The sequence below is a fragment of the Kitasatospora sp. NPDC054768 genome, from assembly GCF_053612025.1.
On the sequence record NZ_JBSHBN010000057.1, the window covers coordinates 18,630 to 38,378 of the forward strand.

16 protein-coding genes and 1 pseudogene are annotated in these 19,749 nt (G+C 74.5%); 5 read left to right on the forward strand and 12 right to left on the reverse strand.

What is annotated here, in order from left to right; translation table 11 throughout:
* Positions 1–143: 143 nt before the first annotated feature.
* A complete protein-coding gene (locus ACWGKU_RS18920) occupies positions 144–836 on the reverse strand; it encodes a metal-dependent transcriptional regulator (RefSeq protein WP_452179024.1) in 693 nt (230 codons plus the stop codon).
* 221 nt (positions 837–1,057) lie between these two features.
* Between ACWGKU_RS18920 and ACWGKU_RS18925 the strand changes: the two genes are divergently transcribed.
* The 3 genes from ACWGKU_RS18925 (at position 1,058) to ACWGKU_RS18935 (ending at position 3,957) form a co-directional block, all read left to right on the forward strand.
* The gene (locus ACWGKU_RS18925) at positions 1,058–1,822 is read left to right on the forward strand and encodes a sugar isomerase domain-containing protein (RefSeq protein ID WP_452179032.1); all 765 of its coding nucleotides are present in this window, start codon (positions 1,058–1,060) and stop codon (positions 1,820–1,822) included.
* Between the two features lie 267 nt (positions 1,823–2,089).
* Entirely contained in the window at positions 2,090–3,037 is a 948-nt protein-coding gene (locus tag ACWGKU_RS18930) for a DUF4231 domain-containing protein (RefSeq protein ID WP_452179025.1), read from the forward strand.
* Positions 3,038–3,060: 23 nt separating this feature from the next.
* The gene (locus ACWGKU_RS18935) at positions 3,061–3,957 is read left to right on the forward strand and encodes an alpha/beta fold hydrolase (RefSeq protein WP_359902164.1); all 897 of its coding nucleotides are present in this window, start codon (positions 3,061–3,063) and stop codon (positions 3,955–3,957) included.
* Here ACWGKU_RS18935 and ACWGKU_RS18940 read toward each other — a convergent pair.
* The 3 genes from ACWGKU_RS18940 to ACWGKU_RS18950 form a co-directional block, all read right to left on the reverse strand.
* Complete coding sequence (locus ACWGKU_RS18940; protein WP_401053074.1) at positions 3,928–4,890, reverse strand: 2-hydroxyacid dehydrogenase; 963 nt, start codon at positions 4,888–4,890, stop codon at positions 3,928–3,930. The two genes, ACWGKU_RS18935 and ACWGKU_RS18940, sit on opposite strands and share 30 nt — an antisense overlap.
* Positions 4,891–5,013: 123 nt before the next feature.
* Positions 5,014–9,021 (reverse strand): FxSxx-COOH system tetratricopeptide repeat protein, encoded by a 4,008-nt coding sequence (gene fxsT / locus ACWGKU_RS18945; RefSeq protein ID WP_452179026.1) that lies wholly within the window; start codon positions 9,019–9,021, stop codon positions 5,014–5,016.
* On the reverse strand, positions 9,018–10,538 hold the full coding sequence (locus ACWGKU_RS18950; protein WP_452179027.1) for a TIR-like protein FxsC: 1,521 nt from the start codon (positions 10,536–10,538) through the stop codon (positions 9,018–9,020). Before ACWGKU_RS18950 ends, fxsT begins: the two co-directional genes overlap by 4 nt.
* A 198-nt stretch (positions 10,539–10,736) precedes the next feature.
* Here ACWGKU_RS18950 and ACWGKU_RS18955 point away from each other — a divergent pair, with 198 nt between their 5' ends.
* Entirely contained in the window at positions 10,737–10,931 is a 195-nt protein-coding gene (locus ACWGKU_RS18955; RefSeq protein WP_359902156.1) for a DUF397 domain-containing protein, read from the forward strand.
* 59 nt (positions 10,932–10,990) lie between these two features.
* Here the strand turns inward: ACWGKU_RS18955 and ACWGKU_RS18960 are convergent, their stop codons facing one another.
* Complete coding sequence (locus ACWGKU_RS18960; RefSeq protein WP_401054308.1) at positions 10,991–11,920, reverse strand: helix-turn-helix transcriptional regulator; 930 nt, start codon at positions 11,918–11,920, stop codon at positions 10,991–10,993.
* 91 nt (positions 11,921–12,011) lie between these two features.
* Between ACWGKU_RS18960 and ACWGKU_RS18965 the strand changes: the two genes are divergently transcribed.
* Positions 12,012–12,578: an NIPSNAP family protein gene (locus ACWGKU_RS18965; RefSeq protein WP_401054306.1), complete on the forward strand. Its 567-nt coding sequence runs from the start codon at positions 12,012–12,014 to the stop codon at positions 12,576–12,578.
* 106 nt (positions 12,579–12,684) lie between these two features.
* On the opposite strand, the gene ACWGKU_RS18970 is transcribed toward ACWGKU_RS18965, so the two are convergent.
* The 7 genes and pseudogenes from ACWGKU_RS18970 to ACWGKU_RS19000 all read right to left on the reverse strand — a co-directional run bounded on the left by ACWGKU_RS18970 (position 12,685) and on the right by ACWGKU_RS19000 (position 19,741).
* Positions 12,685–13,188 (reverse strand): GNAT family N-acetyltransferase, encoded by a 504-nt coding sequence (locus ACWGKU_RS18970; protein WP_401054310.1) that lies wholly within the window; start codon positions 13,186–13,188, stop codon positions 12,685–12,687.
* 246 nt (positions 13,189–13,434) lie between these two features.
* Positions 13,435–14,118: pseudogene (locus ACWGKU_RS18975) on the reverse strand (aminoglycoside N(3)-acetyltransferase); the annotation flags it as partial.
* 155 nt (positions 14,119–14,273) lie between these two features.
* Positions 14,274–16,679 carry an FxsB family cyclophane-forming radical SAM/SPASM peptide maturase gene (locus tag ACWGKU_RS18980; RefSeq protein WP_401053479.1) on the reverse strand — a complete coding sequence of 802 codons (2,406 nt, stop codon included), beginning with the start codon at positions 16,677–16,679 and terminating at the stop codon, positions 14,274–14,276.
* Between the two features lie 61 nt (positions 16,680–16,740).
* The gene (locus ACWGKU_RS18985) at positions 16,741–16,926 is read right to left on the reverse strand and encodes a hypothetical protein (RefSeq protein ID WP_355268748.1); all 186 of its coding nucleotides are present in this window, start codon (positions 16,924–16,926) and stop codon (positions 16,741–16,743) included.
* Positions 16,927–17,095: 169 nt separating this feature from the next.
* Positions 17,096–17,224, reverse strand: coding sequence for a hypothetical protein (locus ACWGKU_RS18990; RefSeq protein ID WP_452179028.1), 129 nt, complete (start codon positions 17,222–17,224; stop codon positions 17,096–17,098).
* Positions 17,225–17,312: 88 nt separating this feature from the next.
* Positions 17,313–18,380: an aKG-HExxH-type peptide beta-hydroxylase gene (locus ACWGKU_RS18995; protein ID WP_452179029.1), complete on the reverse strand. Its 1,068-nt coding sequence runs from the start codon at positions 18,378–18,380 to the stop codon at positions 17,313–17,315.
* 200 nt (positions 18,381–18,580) lie between these two features.
* The gene (locus tag ACWGKU_RS19000; protein WP_452179030.1) at positions 18,581–19,741 is read right to left on the reverse strand and encodes an FxsB family cyclophane-forming radical SAM/SPASM peptide maturase; all 1,161 of its coding nucleotides are present in this window, start codon (positions 19,739–19,741) and stop codon (positions 18,581–18,583) included.
* Between the last annotated feature and the right edge of the window lie 8 nt (positions 19,742–19,749).

The following is a 19,749-nucleotide window of genomic DNA, read 5'->3' on the forward strand; positions in this document are numbered from 1 at the left end:
GGTGTGTGGGGGTTTTTTTTTTTTTTTTTCTCTGCGGGGGGGTGCTGTGGGGGGGGGGGGGTGGTTGGGGTGGGCTGGGGGGCGGGGGGCGGCCCGGTGGCGGGTGCCCCGCGGGCCCCGCTCGGCTGTTCGCGTCCGGTGCCTCAGGCCTGGGCGACGAAGACGTGCTGGGCGATGTCCTTGCCCAGCTCCGCCGCGTTGTCCCCGGTGCCGACCAGCACGCCGCCGACGCCGGCGTTCACCTTGACCGTGGAGCCCGGCCTGACACCGGCCCGGCGCAGGGTGCTCATCAGCGCGCTGTCCGTCTGGATCGGCTCGCCGATCCGGCGGACCACCACGTCGGCCCCGGCCTCGCCCGGCTTGACGGTGTCCAGCGGGACGAGCCCGGCGTCGAAGCCCTCGCCCTCCGCCTTGGTGTCGCCCAGCTCGTCCAGGCCCGGGATCGGGTTCCCGTACGGCGACTGGGTGGGGTGGCCGAGCATGGCGAGCACCTTGCGCTCGACCGTCTCGCTCATCACGTGCTCCCAGCGGCAGGCCTCCTCGTGCACCTGCTCCCACTCCAGGCCGATCACGTCGACGAGCAGGCACTCGGCGATGCGGTGCTTGCGCATGACGCGCACCGCGAGCCGACGGCCCTCCTCGGTCAGTTCGAGGTGGCGGTCCCCGGCGACCTGGAGCAGCCCGTCGCGCTCCATCCGGCCGACCGTCTGGCTGACGGTGGGGCCGCTCTGTTCCAGGCGCTCCGCGATCCGGGCACGCATCGGGACGATGCCCTCCTCCTCCAGCTCCAGGATGGTGCGAAGGTACATCTCAGTGGTGTCGATCAGCCCAGACATCGCCGCTGGCTCCGTTCTTCGGTGTCCTCACCGCCAATTCTGACGTACCGGACCGACAACCGGGCCCGCCCCGGGGCTCCGGAGGCCCGTTTTGTTCCTGTTGACAACGATGCCACCGGGGCGCGACCGTGCTCGCCGAAGCTTTCTCCACCGGCGGTCTGGACCACCCGGACCACCCCACCCGGCCGGAATCCCCCACCGGCAGAGAGCGAAGGCAGCAGATGAACGACCTGGTCGGCCGGTACTTCGACGCCGCGATCTCCCACCTCCAGCGGGTCCGCGAAGAGGAGGCCGACACCATCGAGGCCGCCGCCGCGCTGCTGGCGGAGGCGATGACCGAGGGTCGCCGGGTCTTCACCTTCGGTGCCGGGCACTCCGCACTGCCGGCCCAGGACGTGGTCTACCGGGCCGGCGGACTGGTCCCGGTGAACCTGCTGAACGTGCCCGGGACGGCCGGGGTGACGGTGATGCCCGCGCCGCTGTCCAGCGCGCTGGAGCGGGTCTCCGGGCTGGCCACCGCCACCCTGGACCTGACCCCGGCGACCGCCGGGGACCTGCTGTTCGTGATCTCGCTCTCCGGCCGCCAGGTGATGCCGGTCGAGCTGGCCCGCTACGCCCGGGAGCGCGGCCTCAAGGTGGTCGGCGTGACCTCACTGGCGTACCCGCGGGAGGTGCCCTCGGCGCACCCGACCGGCACCTACCTGAAGGACCACTGCGACGTGGTGCTGGACAGCAAGATCGCGGTCGGCGACGGCGAGCTGACCCACCCGGGCGCCGAGACCACCTTCGGCCCGGTCTCCACCATCGTGACCAGCGCGCTGATGCAGGCCGTGGTCGCCTCGGCGGTCGGCCGGCTGGCCGACCGGGCGGCCGCCGGGGAGTGCCCCGCGCCGCCGCTGTTCCGCTCCGGCAACGTCCCGGGCGGCACCGAGTGGAACGCCGAGCAGATGGCCGAGAACGCCGAGCGGGTCTTCTACACCTACTGAGCGGCACCCGCCGTGCCGCACCCGCCGGCCGCGCGCACCGGCCCGCACTCCGCCGGGCCGCACCGGCAGGTCGCCCGCGCACATCCGCCGGCCGGTGCGCGCCCCCGCCACCTCCCGCACGTTGGGTGCCGACCCGAACACGGGGAGTACCGGACAACCACCGGGGCTTCCCGGCCACATCCGGCCGCCCCGGCCGTCACCAGGCGTACCGGCGAATCCCCCGGGGCAGGAGAGCGGTGCGACCGGAGCGACTGGTGGGGGCCGAACATGGCGTCTGTTGCGGGACGGACCGGGTGGGTACGTGAGCGGGACCTGCTGCCCGAGTTCTTCTGGGCCGCCGACTCGGCGTCGCTGCGCGGGCAGCGGCGCTCGGTGCTGCTCTCCGCCTGGGAACTGGTCCTGCTGGTGGTCGCCGCGGCGACCGGCTCGGCCGACGGCGAGCCCTGGGCCTGGCCGGCGGCGGCCGCCTACCTCGGCGCGATCGTGCTGGCGGTGGTGATCAGCCGGCAGAACCCGCAGGGCCTCTGGTACGAGGGGCGGGCCGCCGCCGAGTCGGTGAAGACGCTGGCCTGGAAGTACGCCGTCCGGGCCGACGCCTACCAGCCCCCGCCGCGCGCCCTGCCGGACGCCGAGGGCCTGTACCGCTTCCAGCTCTCCGGGGTGCTCGGCGCGTTCCGGGACAGCCCGGTGGCCGTCCCGGAGGCCGGAGTGGAGATCACCCCGGCCATGCACGACCTGCGCGGCCAGCCGCTGGCGGTGCGCCGCGAGGTGTACCTGGCCGAGCGGATCCAGCTGCAGCACGACTGGTACCGCGCCAAGGCCCGCTACTGCGCCCGCGCCGGGCACTGGGCCGGGGTGCTGGGCGTGCTGCTGCCGGCACTCGGCCTGGTGCTCGCCCTGCTGCGGGCGCTCGGCGCGTTCAGCTACGACGCGCTGGGCACGGTCTCGGCGGTGGCCGCCTCGGTCGCCGCCTGGGCGCAGCTGCGCCAGTACCGGCCACTGGCCGCCGCGTACGCCCTGGCCGCCGAGGAGCTGGCGCAGATCCAGCGCCAACTCGCCCAGCTGGACCTGGAGTCGATGGAGGCCGAGGAGATCTGGGCCCGTCTGGCCCGGGATGCCGAGGACGCGATCTCCCGCGAGCACACCACCTGGCAGGCCCGCCGGGAGGTACGCACCACCACCGACCGGGAGCACGCAACCGACCCGGAGCACTGAGGAGGCCGCAGGTGTCGTTACGGATGATCAAAACGGCGGACGACCGCGCGCTCGCCGTCGAGTCCCTCGGCGACCCGCGCGGCCGTCCGGTGTTCCTGCTGCACGGCATGCCCGGCAGCCGGGTCGGCCCGCACCCGCGCAGCACCGTGCTGTACCGGCTGGGCGTGCGGCTGATCTCGTACGACCGGCCGGGCTACGGCGACTCGACCCGGCTGTTCGGCCGCCGGGTGAGCGCGGCGGCCGCGGACGTGCGGACCATCGCGGACGAGTTCGGGCTGGACAGCTTCGCGGTGCTCGGCCGCTCCGGCGGCGGCCCGCACGCGCTGGCCTGCGCGGCGCTGCTGCCGGGACGGGTCAGCCGGGCGGCGGTGCTGGTCGGCCTCGCGCCGCGCAACGCGGCCGGCCTGGACTGGTACGCGGGGATGACGCCGTCCAACGTCCGCGCCTACCAGGAGGCCGAGCGCGGGCACGGCCGGATCGCCGACGCGATGGAGTTCCGCTCCCGGCAGATCAAGGACGACCCGGTCCGGCTGCTGAACGGGCTGCGCACCGAACTCTCCGCCGCCGACCGGGAGGTGGTGGCCGACAGCGGACTGCGGCGGATGCTCCAGAGCAACTACCGGGAGGCGTTCCGGCACGGCGCCGACGGCTGGATCGACGACGTGCTGGCCTTCACCGCCGACTGGGGGTTCGAGGTCGGGTCGGTCCGGGTGCCGACCTGGCTCTGGCACGGCGCGGACGACCAGTTCTCGCCGGTCGACCACTCCCGCTGGCTGGCCGACCACATCCCGGACGCCGAACTGTTCCTGGAGCCCGGCGCCGCGCACTTCGGGGCGTTCCGGGTGATGACCACCGCGCTGGCCTGGGCCGCGGGCTGGGGCGGCCCGGGCTCAGACCTCCACCGGCGTCAGGGGCGCTGAGCCGCCGAGCACCGCCAGCACGTTGTCCACCGCCAGGCCGCCCATCGCCTGCCGGGTGCGGACGGTGGCGCTGCCCAGGTGCGGGGCGAGCACCGCGCGCTCCTGGGCGAGCAGCGCGGACGGGACGGCCGGCTCGTGCTCGAAGTTGTCCACGGCGGCGGCGAACAGCGCGCCGGACTCCAGCGCGGCGGCCAGCGCCTCCTCGTCCACCACGCCCGCGGTCATGCTGACCACCACCGCGCCGCGCGGCAGCAGGGCGAGGCGGCGGGCGTCCAGCAGGTGCCGGGTCCCCTCGGTGAACGGGCAGGTGACGACCAGCACGGTGGAGGTGGCGAGCAGGTCCTCCAGCGGCTTCCAGTCGGCGCCCTCGGCCTGACCGGTCGGCAGTTCGCGGCGGTTGTGGTAGCTGACCGGCATGTCGAAGGCGCGGGCCCGGCGGGCCACCGCCCGGCCGATCCGGCCCATGCCGAGCACGCCCAGCGGGGTGCCGGCCAGCTCCAGGCCGAGCAGGAAGTTCGGCGCCCAGGCCCAGGACGCGCCGGAGCGCAGCAGCCGTTCGCCCTCGCCGAGCCGGCGGGTGGCGGCCAGCAGCAGCGCCCAGGCCATGTCGGCGGTGGCGGTGGTGAGCACGCCCGGGGTGTTGGTGACCAGGACGCCGCGTTCGGCGCAGGCGGCCACGTCCACGTTGTGGTAGCCGACGGCGTGGTTGGCGACGACGGCCAGCCGCGGGCCGGCCGCGTCGAGGAACCCGGCGTCCACCCGGTCGTCCAGGGTGGTGATCACGGCCCGCCGGCCGCGGACGGCGTCCAGCAGCGCGGCCCGGTCCATCGCCAGGTCGGAGTCGTGGCAGGTGGCGGCGTGGTGCGCGGTGAGCCGTTCGACGACGCCGGGGGCGAGGCGCCGGGTGACCAGGACCGGGGGCGGAGTGCTCATGGTCAGGGAGCGTACCCCCGGTCCGGCGGCGCACCCCGGTCCGGCGGCGCACCCCGGTCCGGCGGCGCGCCGCTCGCCGGCTGCGCGCCCCTGGTTCGGGTGCGCGCCCCGCCCCCTTCCCGGTCAGACCGGCTGCGGCTCCAGGTCGCGGTTGATCCGCTTCCAGCCCCGCGCGGAGACCGTGTTGGGGTGCTCCTCGCCGACCTGTCGGATCAACTCGGAGATCGCCCGTGCCCTCAGCTCGGCCGCCTGGGTGTGCCGCCCGCCGGACCGCAGGGTGATCGCCAGGTTGGCCTCGCAGGCCACCGCGTCCGGGTGCTGGGCGCTGTAGCGGTCGCACAGCCCCTGGTACGCGGCCCGGCCGAGCCGCTCGGCGCGGTCCAGCTGCCCGTCGTCGCCGTAGGCGTTGGCCAGGTTGATCATCGCGTTGAGGGTGTACGGGTGCTCCGGCCCGACCGAGCGGGTCAGCCCCTCGACGGTGAGCCGGCCGCGCTCGATGGCGCCCGGGACGTCGCCGCTGCCCCGCAGGTAGATGCCGAGGTTGTTGGCGCAGGCCAGGGTGAACGGGTGCTCGTCGCCGAACAGCCGCCGGTGGCCCTCGAAGACGGTGGAGCAGAGGTCGCGGGCGGCCTCCTTGTCGCCGGAGGCGCTGTGGTCGGCGGCCAGGTTGAGCGCGCAGGCGAGCGCGTCGGGGGCGTCGGCGCCGTAGCGCTCCAGGTAGCGCTCGTAGGTCTCCTTGGTGATCCGGCGGGCCTCGGCGAGCTGGCCGATCCGGCGCAGCGAGACGGCCAGCGACTTGGCGTTGCGCAGGTTCTCCGGCAGGTCCGGGTCGAGCACGTCGCCGAGGTCGGAGGTGACCTCCTGGAGCAGGTCCACCGAGCCGCGGTAGTCGCCGAGTTCGCGCAGGTCGCGGGCCAGGTTGGACTTGGTGGACAGGGTGTAGGGGTGCTTGGGGCCGAGGACGGCGGTGCGCCGGTCGAGGGTCTCCTGGTCGAGTTCGCGGGCCGCCTCGCTGTCGCCGACCAGCCGGTAGTCGATCGCCAGGTTGTTCGCCATGGAGAGCGTGCGCGGGTTGTCGTCGCCGAACAACTCGCGGAACTGGTCGAGGATTTCGCGGTCGAGGTCGAGCGCGGCCTGGAACCGGCCGAGCGCCCGGCGGTCGGCGCCGAGCGAGCCGGCCGTCATCAGGGTGTACGGGTGGTGCTCGCCGAGCAGGCCCCGCTGGCGCTCCAGGGTGTCCTCGTCCAGGGCCAGCGCCTCACCGTAGTTGCCCTGGGAGCGCAGCACATTGGCGAGTTGGAAGCGCAGCAGCAGGGTCTGCCGGTCGTTCTCGCCGAGCTTGCCGGTCCACTCCACGTCCAGGGCGTGGCCGAGGTCGCGGGCGCGGTCGAGCTCGCCGCGCTTCCACAGGTAGCGGACCCGGTCGATGAGCAGCTGGCGGGTGTCCGCCTCGTCGCAGTTGTGCGCCTTGGACGGCGACAGGTGCGGCCAGATCTCGTCGAAGGCGGGCCAGTTGGCCGGGTCGTCGGTGTCGCCGAGGACGGGCCGGGCGCCGGTGAGGATGCGGTGCACCTCGTGGACGGCGATCTCCTGCTCGTCGGCGGTCATCCCGGCCCGGATCACCGCCTGGACGAGCCGGTGCACCTGGAAGCTGTTGCTGCCGGCGTCGACCTTGGCCAGCGCGTACCGGCCGATCGCCTGGATCACCTTGCCCAGCATGAACTTGTCGCTGAGGTCGGCGTCGAACTTCACCAGCGCCCGGATCATCTGGTCGCTGTAGAAGAGGTTCATCGAGATCGGCTCGGGCGCGAAGAACGCGCACAGCTGGAGCAGCCGGACGGCCGCCGGGGACTGCTGGCGCAGCCGTCCGATCGACACGTTCCAGGTCGCGGCGACCGGCGTCGGGTAGTCGGCCGGGCGGCCGACGGCCAGCGCGCGGGCGGCCTCGGCGTGCAGCTGGGAGACGTAGGTCTCCACCGGGGTGCCGGTGGTGTCCAGCCAGGCGGCGGCCACCTCGACGGCCAGCGGCAGGTCCCCGACCGCCTCGGCGACCCGGTCGGCGTCCGGGCGGGAGAGGCTGCGGGCGCGCCGGCACAGGTGCTCGACGCTCTCGCCGCGGGTGAAGACGTCGACCTCCAGCGCCTCGGCGTGCCCGGTCCAGGCCTGGTTGCGGGAGGTGACCAGGATGTGGCCGGAGCCGCCGGGGAAGAACCGGCGGATCTCGGCGGGCTCGTCGGCGTTGTCGAAGATCAGCAGCCAGCGCGAGGTGGGCACGCCGCGCCGCAGCGCCTCCCTGGCCGCCTCGGCGGCCTCGGTCACCGAGTCGCCGACCCGCAGGCCCAGCCGGCGGGCGAGTTCGGCCAGCGCCGGCGCGACCAGCTCGGTCTGCTCGGCGTCGATCCACCAGACCAGGTCGTAGTCGGACATGAAGCGATGGGCGTACTCCAGCGCCACCTGGGTCTTGCCGACGCCGCCGAGCCCGTACAGGGTCTGCGGGGTGGGCAGCACGGCCGCCATGCCGCCGCGCAGCTGGTTGCGCAGCTGCTCCAGGACGGCGGAGCGGCCGGTGAAGGAGGGGTTGCGCGGCGGGACGTCCCACACCGAGGGCTTGCTGCCGGGGAAGCGCGGGCCGCCGCTGGGCGCGTCGTCGAGCGGGGTGTCGCCGCGGCCGAGCGCGCGCAGCAGGCTCTGGATCGACTGCGTCTCGTCGCGGCCGACCAGGTCGACCGGGTTGCGGTTGCTGAACGGCGCGGTGAGCCGCACGTCGCCGACCCGGACGGGCAGCAGCTGGCGCCGGGTGCCGGAGGGGTCGGAGCTGACCACCGACTCCCACAGCGCCCGCGCCTGCGGGGAGCGCTGGTAGGCGGGCGAGAGCACGGCGACCGTCCGGTACGCGGAGTCGATGCCGCGCTCGGTCTCCTCGCGCGGGTCGGTGCCGGCGCTGAGGTCGCGCGGCAGCACCCGGAAGCCGGCCCTGGTCAGGACGGACTCGATCCAGTCCGCCCACATCCGGTCCTCGGGGACGTAGGAGAGGTAGAGGTCGGCGGGCACGGACGGGCGGCGGCGGGTGAACGCGTCCACGAAGCGCAGCCGCACCTCCTCGTCCACCGGTGGCAGGCCGGCCGCCCGGCCCTCGGTGATCATGGAGGTGAGCCGCTCGCAGGCGGCCAGCATCGAGGTGGGCGTGCCGGTCTGGTCGCCGAAGGTGGCGAGGATCTCCTCATAGGCGTAGAACGGCCGGTACGGGATCTCCACCGAGCCCCAGTACTGGGCGAGTTCCTCGCCGTCGAAGCCGGCCGGCAGCCCGTCGAAGCGGACCCGGGCGAGGGCGCGGCCGGCGTCGGCCTTCTCCTTCTCGCCCTCGTCGATGCGCATCGGGACGGGCAGGATGCGGATCCCGCGCTCGCGGTAGCGGTCGTGGATGTGCTGGGCGATCCGCGAGGCACCGTCGATGGACTGGTCGCTGAGGGTGAAGCAGACCACCAGGTCGTCGGGCATCTGGACGGTGCAGATCTCGGCGATGTCGGAGAGGCCGGTGCGGGAGTCGATCAGCACGTAGTCGTAGCGCTTGGCCATGTCGGCCTTGAGTGCGTCGAAGAACTGCCCGCCGTCGAAGCGGTCGTAGAAGATGTCCCAGTCGAGGTGGGTGACGGCCTCGGAGTAGTCCCGGTTGAACTGGCCCGCGGAGAGGAAGTCCAGGCTGCCGCCGTCCGGGAAGTGCGGCCAGGTGAGCGAGAGCGCGTGCGGGTGCACCCGGGCGAAGTCCAGGTGCCAGCCCTCGGCGTGCTCGACCGGGCGCAGCGCCTCCTCGCGGTACTCGGCGATCAGGTCCATCATCCCGGTGGTCCCGGCCAGCGAGGCCGGGTCGAGGAACGGGTGGAAGAACTTGGCGAGGCCGGGCGCCTCCAGGTCCCAGTCCACGGTGAGCACGCGGAAGCCGTTGGCGGCCAGGATCCAGGCGGTGTTGGCGAGCGCCATGGTGCGGCCGGTGCCGCCCTTGTACGAGTAGAAGGTGATGATCCGGCCGTTGCGGTCCTGTTCCGCCGCCTGCCGCTCGGCCGCCCGCTGGGCGGCCAGGTCGGCGGAGGTGAGCCCGCCGAGACGGAGGTTCCTGGTGCGGTTGTCAGTCATCGCGGTCCTCGTCCTCCCAAGGGCGCCATCCCGTCATCGGGTTCATCGCCGTCGTCGCGGTACGGGTCGTGCTCGCGGTGCGGGTCGCGCTCGCGGTGCGGGTCCTGCTCACGATGCGGGTCGCGCTCGCGGTGCGGGTCGTCGCCGTTGTCCCGACGTCGGTGGGTGGTGCTGGTGGTGCGGCCGGTGCCGTCTCCGTCGGCGCGGTCGTCGCCCTGGTCGTCCTCGAAGGGGTCCGCCGGGGATCCGTCCGGTCCGTACCCGCCCGCGCCGCGCCGGAACGCGTCCCGCAGGCTCGGCCGGGGCGGCGGCGGTTCCTCCGGTTCGGCCCGGGTACGGCCCTCGAACGCGTACTTGGCCTTCATCGCCGCCCGGGGCAGCGCGTCGTCGAAGTCCTCCAGGGAGTGCAGCCCGGTCGGTCCGGTCGCGCCGAGGAAGCTCGGCCGGCTCGCCCGCCGGGTGATGCGCAGCGTCTCGTCGGTCAGGTCGCCCAGCTCGTCGGCGCGGTCGGCGCACTCCGGGTCGTCGCCGTTGAACGGCTCCAGGATGCTCACCCAGGTGGCGTCCGAGCGGTCGAAGCGCCGGACCAGCTCGCGCCGGCGCGGGTCGCGCAGCGCCCAGCGGTCGAGCAGCAGCAGGCCGGGCGCCTCGGCGTTGCCCCCGATGATCGACTCGACCTCCTCGTCGAACTCGTGCACGGTCGGCTGGAACCCCAACTGCCGGGCGAGGCGCGCCGCGTGCTGGGCGATCGGCGAGCCGACCGGCCGGTACGGGTGCCAGTCGGTGCGCCGCTCGCCGTAGTAGTCGGGGCTGCGGTCGGCGGGCAACTCGTTCTGGTGGTAGGCGAGGACGGAGATCCGCAGCTGCTTGGTCGGGGCGGTGACGTTGAACGCGCTCGGCAGGCCGTTGAATCCCAGCCGCCGCCCGACCGGGATCACCGTCTCCTCCGCGACCTGCACGATCCGGGCCGCCAGCCGGTGCACCGCCAGCTCGTAGGAGGAGCGGAAGTAGCTGAGCTTCATCAGGGCGTACAGGCCCTCGGTGGCGTACTCGGGCCCGAAACTGGCGTGGTTGAACTGGAGTTCACTGGCCACGTTCGGCAGCCGGTAGCGGCTCATCGGCGCCCACAGCACCGGGACGATGCCGCTGGTGCGCTCGGAGTCGAGGTTCGCCGGGTAGACCGGCCGGCGGGTGAAGGCGTGCCATTCCTGGCCGCACGGAACGCTGTTGAAGTACCTCGGGGAGTACAGGGGCACGAACACCCGACAGGTCGCCAACTCGTCGGACAGCCGTTCGGCCCACAGCTCGCCCTGGTGCATGGACTCGTCCATGAAGCCGACCGCGGCCCCGTCCGGGACGGTGGTGAGCTGGAGCACCGCCTCGCAGAGGTCCCGGTACAACTGCCTGACCCAGTGGTTCGGGTCGCTCGCGCCCCGCGCACCGGCCTTGGGGGTGTGCGCGTAGGAGAGGAAGAAGTACGGCCGGGCGTCGTCCTCGTCCCAGCCCCGGTCAGTCACACGCGCCTCCCCCGGGCCCGTCGGCAAACCTGCCTCCCGCAGCCCCCGTGCGGCGGGGCTTCAGTGTAGGAACGACTGACACCCCAATGGAATAGCACAACGTCTCGCACGAATTGACATGACCGAAACGATGCCGCCATCCGTGCACTGGGACCAGTACCCTCGATACGGCCGCCACGCACCACCAGGAGGGCACTCGTGGACCACCTCGACTGGCAGAGGTCCAGCACCAGCAGCGACAAGGATGACTGGATCGAGATCGCCTCCGAGGGCGACCACGTCTACATCCGGCAGTCCGACGACCCCACCCTCGTCGTCACCACCACCCGCATCAAGTTCAACGCCTGGGTGCTCGGCGCCAAGGCCGGCGAGTTCGACCACTTCGTCGCCTGACCCGCCCCCGCCCGACCGGCACCCCGCCGGCCGGGCGGTCGGCTGTCCGAGCCCGCGGATCACCCCCCGTAGCGGGCGGCCAGGGCCCGTACCGTCCTGGCGATGCGGTCACGGAGTTCGGCCGGTTCCAGGACCTCGACGTCGGCGCCCAGCCGCAGGAACTCCCCGTGCGCGTGGTCCAGCGACTCGATCGGCACCCGGGCCTCCGTCCAGCCCTCGTCCGCGGCGGCGACCCCGAGGCGCCGGGCGCCCTCCGGGGTGAGCCGGACCAGCGCCTCCCCGGTGTGCAGCCGGGCCCGGAAGTCGGCGAGGTAGCCCGTCCAGTACGCGCCCAGGCCGAAGCCGTCCGGGACCGCGAACTCCTCGTCCAGCTCGCGCAGTCGGACGACCTGATCGACCCGGTACGTACGCATCCCGCCCGGACCGGCGGCGACCAGGTACCAGCGCCCGGCCTTGAGCACCAGCCCGTACGGCTCCACCCGCCGCTCGATCTCCTCCGGCGCCCGCCAGCGCCGGTACCGCAGCACCACCGCCCGCCGCTCCCACACCGCGGCGGCGACGGCGGCCAGGTGCGGGGTCTCGTCCGCCGCGCCGTACCAGCCGGGCGCGTCGAGCAGGAAGCGCTCCTGGATCCGCCCGGCGTGCTCGCGCAGCTCCGCCGGCAGGGCCGCCCGCAGTTTGAGCTGGGCGGCGGTGAGCGCCTCGCCGAGGCCCAACTCGGCGGCGGCGCCCGGGAGTGCGGCGAGGAAGGCGGCCTGGGCCTCGTCGGCGGTCAGCCCGGTGAGGCGGGTCCGGTAGCCGTCGACCAGCCGGTACCCGCCGGCGTGCCCGGCGTCGCCGTACAGCGGGACTCCGGCGGCGGCGAGCGCCTGGACGTCCCGGTAGACCGTACGGACGGAGACCTCCAGCTCCCCCGCCAGCTGCTCGGCGGTCAGCCGGCCCCGGTTCTGGAGCAGCAGGAGCAGGGCGACCAGCCGACTCGCGCGCATGCCGCCCAGTATCCACTGACAGGTGGTGTCAGGAGAGTGGTCCTACGCTGCGGCGCATGAACGACTTCACCCGCACCGGCGCGGCCACGGCATGAACCTCATCGTCGAACTCCGCCAGTACACCCTGCACCCCGGCGCCCGGGAGACCCTGATCGAGCTGTTCGAGCGCGAGTTCGTGACCGGCCAGCAGGCGGTCGGCATCACCGTCGGCGGCCGCTTCCGCGACCTCGACGATCCGGACCGCTTCGTCTGGCTGCGCGCCTTCCCCGACATGGCCGACCGGCGGCGCGCCCTGGAGGCCTTCTACGGCGGCCCGGTCTGGCGGGAGCACCGCGACGCGGCCAACGCCACCATGGTCGACAGCGACGACGTCCTGCTGCTGCGCGGCCCCGGATTCACATCGCATGCGGGCGGCCGCGAGGTCCTCGCCACCGTCTGCCACCCGGCCGCCTCGGCGACCGTCCACGGCGGCGCCTTCGACTCCTTCGCCACCGAACACTTGCTCCCGGACCATGCGTTGCACCGCACCGAGCACGCCGAGAACGACTTCCCCCGGCTGCCCGTCCGCACCGGCGAGGACGTCCGCGTCTGGTTCGGCCCCGCCGAGCCGGCCCCCTGGCCGTCCCGGCGGCTCCGGCTGGAACCAGTCGGGCCGTAGCCGCCGGGTGCACGCCGGCGTGCCCGGTGCGCCCGCGCCCTCAGGGGCCCATGACGCTCGTCCCCCGTGCCCCGGCGCGGGCCGGGGCACGGGGGACGAGGTCGGCTCACGCGCCGGCGTGCGCGGGCAGGGCGAGCCAGTCCGACCAGGAGATCTCACGGCCGAGGAAGCGGGGCCGCTCGAACGGCCAGTCGGCGGCGATCCACCGCGGCACCAGGGCGTCCATGGCCCGCTCGACCTCGCTGCCCACCAGCTCGTCCACCACCCACCAGGCGATCTCGCCGTCCGCACCGGCCTTCGCGGGCGGGTCGATGTAGACGCAGCCGAGCAGGGCCGTCTCGGCCGCGTCGAGCAGCGCGTAGTTGAAGGACTGGTGTGCGGCGATCTCCTTCTCGTGCCGCAGCAGGTCGGCCTGGTTGGCCTCGAAGGTCATGGTGGCCGCGGGCCAGCCCCAGGCCGGACCGAAGAGGATCCACAGCCGTTCGCGCGAGCCCGTCACGGCCGGGTAGTCGAGCGGGGCATCCGCCTCCCGGACCGGCCGCAGGTGATGGGCCCCGCCCGGCAGCGGCACCCGGACGGGATGGACGAAGTCATCGGGAAGCCAGCTCATGGCGCCCGACCGTAGCACCGCACGGACAGCCGCCCCCTGGACTTTCCCCGCACCGCCCGGACGTCCCGCACCCGCCGGCCCCGCCGCCGAAACACCGACCCCCGAAGTCTCGCGGGAAGTCGGTCGGGCCGACTTCCCGCGCACGCGATGGGGACGGGCGGGGCGAGGAGGAGGGGCGGGATCAGGTGTTGAGGGATGGGAACCAGGAGCGGGGTTCAGGGGGCGGCCGCGGCGCAGGACGGCCTCGGCGAGGTCGACGGCCTCCCGCACCGGGACGAGCCGGCAGTCGGCGGTGCCGATGCGGGCGGTGGTGATGCCGCGGGCGGTGCGCAGGACCTCCTCCCCGAGGCGGTCGAAGTGGAGGTCGTCGAGGTCGGGGGCCCGGAAGGTGGTCCAGCCGTCCGCCCCGACGCAGCGGTACTCGCGCACCGTGACGTCGGGCATGCGCAGGTCGGCCAGGTGGAAGGCGGTGAACCGGCCCATCGGCACGCCGAGCATCAGCACCCGGGCGTCCAGTTCGTAGAGCCGCCCGAGCGGCGACTCCGGGCCGAGGTGGGAAGTCAGCGGGTGGCGCCCGGTGATCTCCCGGGCGAGCCGGCCCACGGCCGCCCAGGAGGTCTGCGGGTGGTGGCTGCGCAGTGCGCCCGGGTGGGTGCGGACCGCCTCCGACAGCGCCCCCATGGAGGGCGAGGCCGGGGTGGTGGCCGGATCGAAGCGGGGCATCCGGGCCTGGTAGTCCGCCACCGCCGCCGGGGAGAGACCGGCGGTGGCGCGCTGGTGGACGCGGGAGGTGGCGGAGTTCTCGGGCGTGGCGGTGTAGGCGACCAGGGTGCCGTCGGGGCCGAGGACTTCGAGCAGGGCCTCGACCACACCGGCCGCCCCTCCGGGCACCGGTCCGAGGGCGCGCAGGGACGCCTGGACGTGCAGCACCGTGCCCGGACGGACCCCGAGGTCGGCGAGGTCGCGGACGAGGGGATGGACGGGGGAGGCGACGGCGACGCCGCCGCGGGGTTCGGTGAGGATGGCGTTTCCCCGGGGTTGATGGCCCCGGGCGAGGGAGGACCCGGGGCGGCGGGAGTGGGAGGTCAGACCCCGGCCCGTTCGCGCCGTACCCGGTCGGCCGCCTGCTCGGCGGCGGCGGGCAGCGGCAGGGCGAGCCAGGGTGCCACGGTGGCACGCATGCCGTCGGCGAAGCGCGAGCCGGTCCCGGTCAGGGCCCCGGACGACGCCAGCCGCTCCACGGCTTCGGCGGTGTACCGCCGCCAGAGCGCGAACTGCTCCCGTGCCCGGTCGGCGGCCGGTCCCGGCAGTCCGTCGTACGCGCGGGTGCGGGTGCCCCAGTACTCGGTGACGGCCAGGTGGGCGTACGTGCCCTGGAGCAGCCCTTCGAGCGGCCGGGGGTCGGGCCGCCAGGGGGCGAGGTACAGCGTGGTGTCGGCGCGGTCGTACAGGTCCGTCAGGTCCAGCACCGCGCCGAGCTTGACGTGCTGGAACTCGTGCGCGAGCAGCAGGGCGAGGGTCGGCGCGGTGGCGGGCCGGGCGATGCCGACCGCGCCGTACGCCTGTCGGGCCGCCGAGCTGACGTCCCGGCCGGTCGGGCCCGGCCGCAACGGGGTGACCGTCGCCAGGCCGGCCCGGATGCCCTCCGCGTACCCGGGCAGGTCCCGCCCGAGCAGCTCCCAGGCCTCGCGCAACGCGCCCGTCCAGTCGAGCAGTTCGCCCTCGGACAGGCGGTCCGCCACCGGGTGGTCGTGGCAGTCGCGCAGCGGGTCGGTGTCCTCCAGGGCGACCGTCCAGCCGCCGGCCAGCCGGACCCGCCGCAGCGGTTCGTCCGGGACGGTGTGCACCGAGCCGTCGGACGCCCGCACCTCGAAGCCGTCGGCCCGCCCGGTGACCACGGCCTCGCCGTCGGGTACGGCGATCCGGCCGAGCGTCGGCAGGTGCAGCCACCCGCCGCGGACGGGCACCGCCATCGCGTCCCCCCGCCCGGCCCGCACCGCGGCCGCCGCGGCGAGCGCGGCCAGCGGGCCGAGCCCGACCGGCAGGTCCCCGGCGAGTCTGCGGGCCGCCCAGGAGCGGGCGTACGGGTGGGCGAGCACGGTGTCCACGGCGGCGGGGGCCGCCGAGTCGAGCTCCGCCAGCAGGGCCCACGCCTCGGCCCGCCCCTGTCCGGAGGCGTCCCAGGCGGCGGCCAGCATCGCTCGGGTGAGGGCGAGTTGGGAGCGGCCGAGCGCGGCGATGGTCTCCGCGCTCCCGTATCCGCGCGCCAGCTCGTCGAGTTGCGACGGGGTGAGCGCGCCGGGCGGCAGCGGCTCGGCGCCGGGCCGGTCGGCCTCGGCCGCCCGCACCGGAACGCCAGTCGAACTCCCGTTCCCCGCAATGCCGTTGATGAACGTCATGAGATCACCGCAGTAGACGGAGGGATGGTCGAAGCTGCCTCCTCCATCGTCGCTCCGATAGCGGTGGGCGTACAGCCCGCCACCGCAGGAGCGGACCACGGAGCAGGCGCGGCAGGCCTCGCTCAGCCCGGCCAGGCCGGACTGGCGGGCGGCGATGCCGGGGTGGCGGGCCAGGTCGTCGAGGCTGTGCGCGAAAACGTTCATGCCGGTGACGGGCGCGCCGTCGTACGCGGTCTTCAGGCTGTCGGCCTGCTCGAAGGTCCCGTCCGTCTCCAGGACCGCCAGGTCGGAGGGCTCCAGGCCGAGCGACTCGGTGAGGCTGGAGAATCCGCGCAGGGTCCGGTGCACGGACTCGAAGGTCCGTACGGCGAACGGCCGTCCGTCCGCTTCCCACAGCCCGTGGACGGTCAGCAGCCAGTCGGCGTACGGGGTGGTGGCCGGTCCGGCGGGGCGCGCGGGCGGATCGTCCCAGGTGGCGTGCGGAAGCAGGAAGTCGACGGCGGGCGGGCGGAGTTCGGCCAGCGCCCGGTACACGGCCACCGGGTCGTTCTCGACGTCCATCGTGCACAGCAGCCCGGCGAACAGGTGCCGGTGCTCGGGCTCGTTCAGCAGCGCGACCGCCCGCAGCACCTGCGGGTGGCTGCTGCGTCCGTCGGCGAACCGCCGGTGGCGGTCGTTGGCGGCCCGGTCGCCGTCCAGCGAGATGCCGACCTTGATGTCCTGCTCCGCGAACAGCGAGCAGAAGTCCCGGCTCAACAGCACGCCGTTGGTGTGGATGCGCAGGTCGAGCACGCAGCCGGGCGGGAGTGCCGCCCGGAGCGTCCCGGCGGCGCGGCGCAAGCGGTCCGGGCCGGCGAGCAGGGGTTCTCCCCCGTGCAGGACGACCCGGACGGCGGGCAGCCGGTGGGCGGCCGCGTGCTCACCGATGCGCTCGGCGGCCTTGGCCATGATCCCGTCCGCGATGACCTTCGGCCGGGAGCGCCAGCTGCTGTCCGCATGCTCGTAGACGTAACAGTGGTCGCAGGCCAGATCGCACCTGCTGTGCATCTTGACCACGAACTGCGTCAACGGCAGCGGAATCGACGTCGTCATGGAACTGTTCGGCTCGGTTCGGTCTGCTCGGTCTGGGTTCCGCTCGGAGGTCCGGGTCGGGTCAGATCGAGGAGTTGAAGGCAGCGACCGGCACGAGGCCGGATTCCGCGCCGGGGAGCGCGCGCTGGAGCCGGGAGGCGAGCTCTTCCGCGCCGAGCGCGGCGAGATCGGCGAGGGAGGGGCGTTCCGGCGTCTCCTGAGGGTCAGTGAGCTTGCCGGCCGGCCTGGTGCTGGTTACCGGGGTCATATTCGTTTCCTTAGGCGCGGTTAGGACCTGCCGAGGGTGGGTAAGCCCACCCGGTTGCGACCAATGTAGTGCCAGCGAAGACTCCGCGCGGCACCTTGCGGACTCACGTTGAACTCCCCAGGCGGTCCACGTCGTACGACAGCGCGCTGAGCCCCCAGAATTCACCCGTTCAGCGGTCGCGCACTTCGCCCTGGCGCACGCCGAAGCGCACCGCCGGGACGAGCACCCGGACGAACACCCGGGCCCGCATCCGGAAGAGAACCCGGAGGAGGACCCGGACGGGAACCGGGACCAGCACCTGAACCAGTACCTGGGCACACCCCGGGAGTGCCCGGGGATGCCCTCCGACAAGCACGCCATCCGGCCAAGCGTCCGATGTCCGGGATTCATTCCCCCGGCTCGCCGAGCTCCCGGACGGTCCGCACCAGCTCCTCGGTGAACTCCAGCCCGCTCGACGTCAGTTCGCCGCAGCCCAGGAGCGTCCGCCCGGCGGCCAGGGTGTGCGTCCGCCAGCGCGCGAACTCCCCGTGCGCGCGGGCGGCGTCGCCCGCCCCGGCGGCCGCCTCCGCCCGCCAGAAGTCCGCCACGCCCAGGTGCGCGTACGCCCCCTGGAGCAGCGCCCCGGCCGGGCGCGGGTCGGGCCGCCAGGGGGCGTGGTGGATGGCCGGGCCGCTGAGGCGGTGCAGCGGCACCAGGTCCAGCAGGGCGCCGAGTTGGACGTGGAGGAACTCGTGCACCAGGGCCAGCGCCAGCAGCACCGGATCGCCCGGCAGCGAGGCCGCCACCGCGCCGTAGGCCCGCCGGGCGGCGGCGCTCACCGCCTCCCCGCCGGGGGCGGGCCGCAGCGGGACGACGGTGGTCACGCAGGCCGCGACGGCCGCCGCATGACGGCGGTGACGGCGCACCAGGATGTCCCAGGCCTCGGACACCCGCTGTTCCCAGAGCCCGAGTTCGGCGCCGGCGAGCGGACCGGCCGGCGGACGTCCGTAGTCCACCCGGCGCGGGCCGGCGTGGTCGATCGACGGCGACCAGCGCAGCCCGTCGCACTCCAGCGCGAGGGGCGCGCCGGAGCCGGGGCGGAGGAACTCGCCCAGCCCGCCGAGCGGAACGTCCTCCCCCGCCGCCGCGCCGCGCAGGCAGTCGGCCGCCCAGGCGTCCAACTCGGGCCGCAGCAGCACCTCCTCCCACCGCTCCCGGTCGTCCCGCTGCAGCGCCCGCACCCGGGCGTACGCCTCCCGGTAGCCGTCGTGCTCCGGCACCGCCCGGCGCAGCGCCAGCAGCAGCAGCGCCCGCTTGCTCAACTGCCCGCCGCGCAGCAGCCGGACGGCCTGCGGCCCGCCGCGCGCGCCCGCGATCGCCCGGAACGTCTCCCGGTCCACGCCGTGCCGGGGCAGCCCGTCCGCCCCGCGGGCGCCCGGTACCCCGGCCGCCACCACCTCGCCCGTACCCGCCACCGGTCCTCCTCCTCGTCCGTTCGGCTCCCGGCCCGGTCGGCCGGCCCATCGCCCAACCCGCCGGGTCCGTCCGCAGTCTCCCCGCGCCGGGGCGGATCAGCCGGACGGCGGCCGGGCATGACCCGGACGGGTGAGCCGAACCGCCGCCCGCCGACGCCCGACGCCCGCCAGGAACCCGCCCCCCGGGCCCGCGCCGGTCCTCAGCTCCCCGCCAGCCCCGCCACCCCCGCCCGCAGGCGCCCCGCGATGTGCCGGACCAGCCGGTCCAGGTCCGCGCAGTACACCGACGGGTGCCCGAAGCCGTCCCCCGCGTACCGGTGCGCGTACAGCCCCCCGCCGCAGACCCGGGCCAGCGGGCAGCCGGCGCAGACCGGCCCGAGGCCCGCGAGGCCGCGCTGGCGGGCCCGGAAGGCCGGGTGCGCGCCCGCCCGCGCGAAGCCGTGCCGCCACACGTCCAGGCCGGTCCCGGGGGCGCCGTCGTAGGCCACCTTGAGGCTGTCCGCCTGCTCGATCGTCCCGTCCGCCTCGACCACCACCAGGTCGACGGGCGCCAGCCCGACCGCCTCGCTGGCCGCCCGCCCGCCGAGCAGCAGCACCGCCAGCTCCTCGAACAGCCGCACCCCGGTCTCCCGGCGCGGCGCGTCGTACCAGCGGTCGAAGGCGGCGATCAGCCACTGCCCGTACGGCGCCGGCTCCGCGCCCGACGGCGGCGCGTCCGGCAGCGGCCGCGGCCGGACGCCGGGCGGCGGCTCCCGCCAGGTCGCGTGCGGCAGCAGCAGGTCAATCCGGGGCGGCGCGAACTCCAGCAGCGCCTCGTAGGTGGCCACCGGGTCGGACTCCAGGTCGACGACGCACAGCAGGCCGGCGAAGAGGTCCCGGTGCCGGTCCGAGCCGAGCAGCCGCACCGCCTCCGCGGTACGTGCCCAACTGCCGGTGCCGGAGGGCGTTCTGCGGTGCCGGTCGTGGTCGGCCCGGGTGCCGTCCAGCGAGACCCCGACCGCGACCCGGTGCCGGTGCAGCACGTCGAGCAGGGCCGGTTCGTCCAGCAGCCGCAGCCCGTTGGTCTGCACGGTGAACCGCTTCCGGGGCCGGACGGCCGCCAACTCGGCCAGCAGCGCGTCCAGATGGGCCGCGCCGACGAGCAGCGGCTCGCCGCCGTGCAGCACCACGGACACCTCGTCCAGCCCGTGCTCGGCCGCGTGCTCCTCGATCCGCCGGGCGGTGCGGCGGACGGTCGCGAGTTCCATCCGTCGCGGCCGCCCGCGCCAGCTCTGGTCCGCGCCCTCGTACACGTAGCAGTAGTCGCAGGCCAGGTTGCACCGACTGTGGATCTTCAGCAGGAACTGCCGGAACGGCACCATGCCGGTGA

Excerpts from the sequence above, each read along its gene's own strand:
- ACWGKU_RS18985 (WP_355268748.1), bottom strand. The coding sequence starts at position 16,926 with ATGACCCCGGTAACCAGCACCAGGCCGGCCGGCAAGCTCACTGACCCT.
- ACWGKU_RS18970 (WP_401054310.1), bottom strand. The coding sequence starts at position 13,188 with ATGAGCTGGCTTCCCGATGACTTCGTCCATCCCGTCCGGGTGCCGCTG.
- ACWGKU_RS18960 (WP_401054308.1), bottom strand. The coding sequence starts at position 11,920 with ATGCGCGCGAGTCGGCTGGTCGCCCTGCTCCTGCTGCTCCAGAACCGG.
- fxsT (WP_452179026.1), bottom strand. The coding sequence starts at position 9,021 with ATGACTGACAACCGCACCAGGAACCTCCGTCTCGGCGGGCTCACCTCC.
- ACWGKU_RS18935 (WP_359902164.1), top strand. The coding sequence starts at position 3,061 with ATGATCAAAACGGCGGACGACCGCGCGCTCGCCGTCGAGTCCCTCGGC.
- ACWGKU_RS18965 (WP_401054306.1), top strand. The coding sequence starts at position 12,012 with ATGAACCTCATCGTCGAACTCCGCCAGTACACCCTGCACCCCGGCGCC.
- ACWGKU_RS18925 (WP_452179032.1), top strand. The coding sequence starts at position 1,058 with ATGAACGACCTGGTCGGCCGGTACTTCGACGCCGCGATCTCCCACCTC.
- ACWGKU_RS18920 (WP_452179024.1), bottom strand. The coding sequence starts at position 836 with ATGTCTGGGCTGATCGACACCACTGAGATGTACCTTCGCACCATCCTG.
- ACWGKU_RS18940 (WP_401053074.1), bottom strand. The coding sequence starts at position 4,890 with ATGAGCACTCCGCCCCCGGTCCTGGTCACCCGGCGCCTCGCCCCCGGC.
- ACWGKU_RS18980 (WP_401053479.1), bottom strand. The coding sequence starts at position 16,679 with ATGACGACGTCGATTCCGCTGCCGTTGACGCAGTTCGTGGTCAAGATG.
- ACWGKU_RS19000 (WP_452179030.1), bottom strand. The coding sequence starts at position 19,741 with ATGGTGCCGTTCCGGCAGTTCCTGCTGAAGATCCACAGTCGGTGCAAC.
- ACWGKU_RS18930 (WP_452179025.1), top strand. The coding sequence starts at position 2,090 with ATGGCGTCTGTTGCGGGACGGACCGGGTGGGTACGTGAGCGGGACCTG.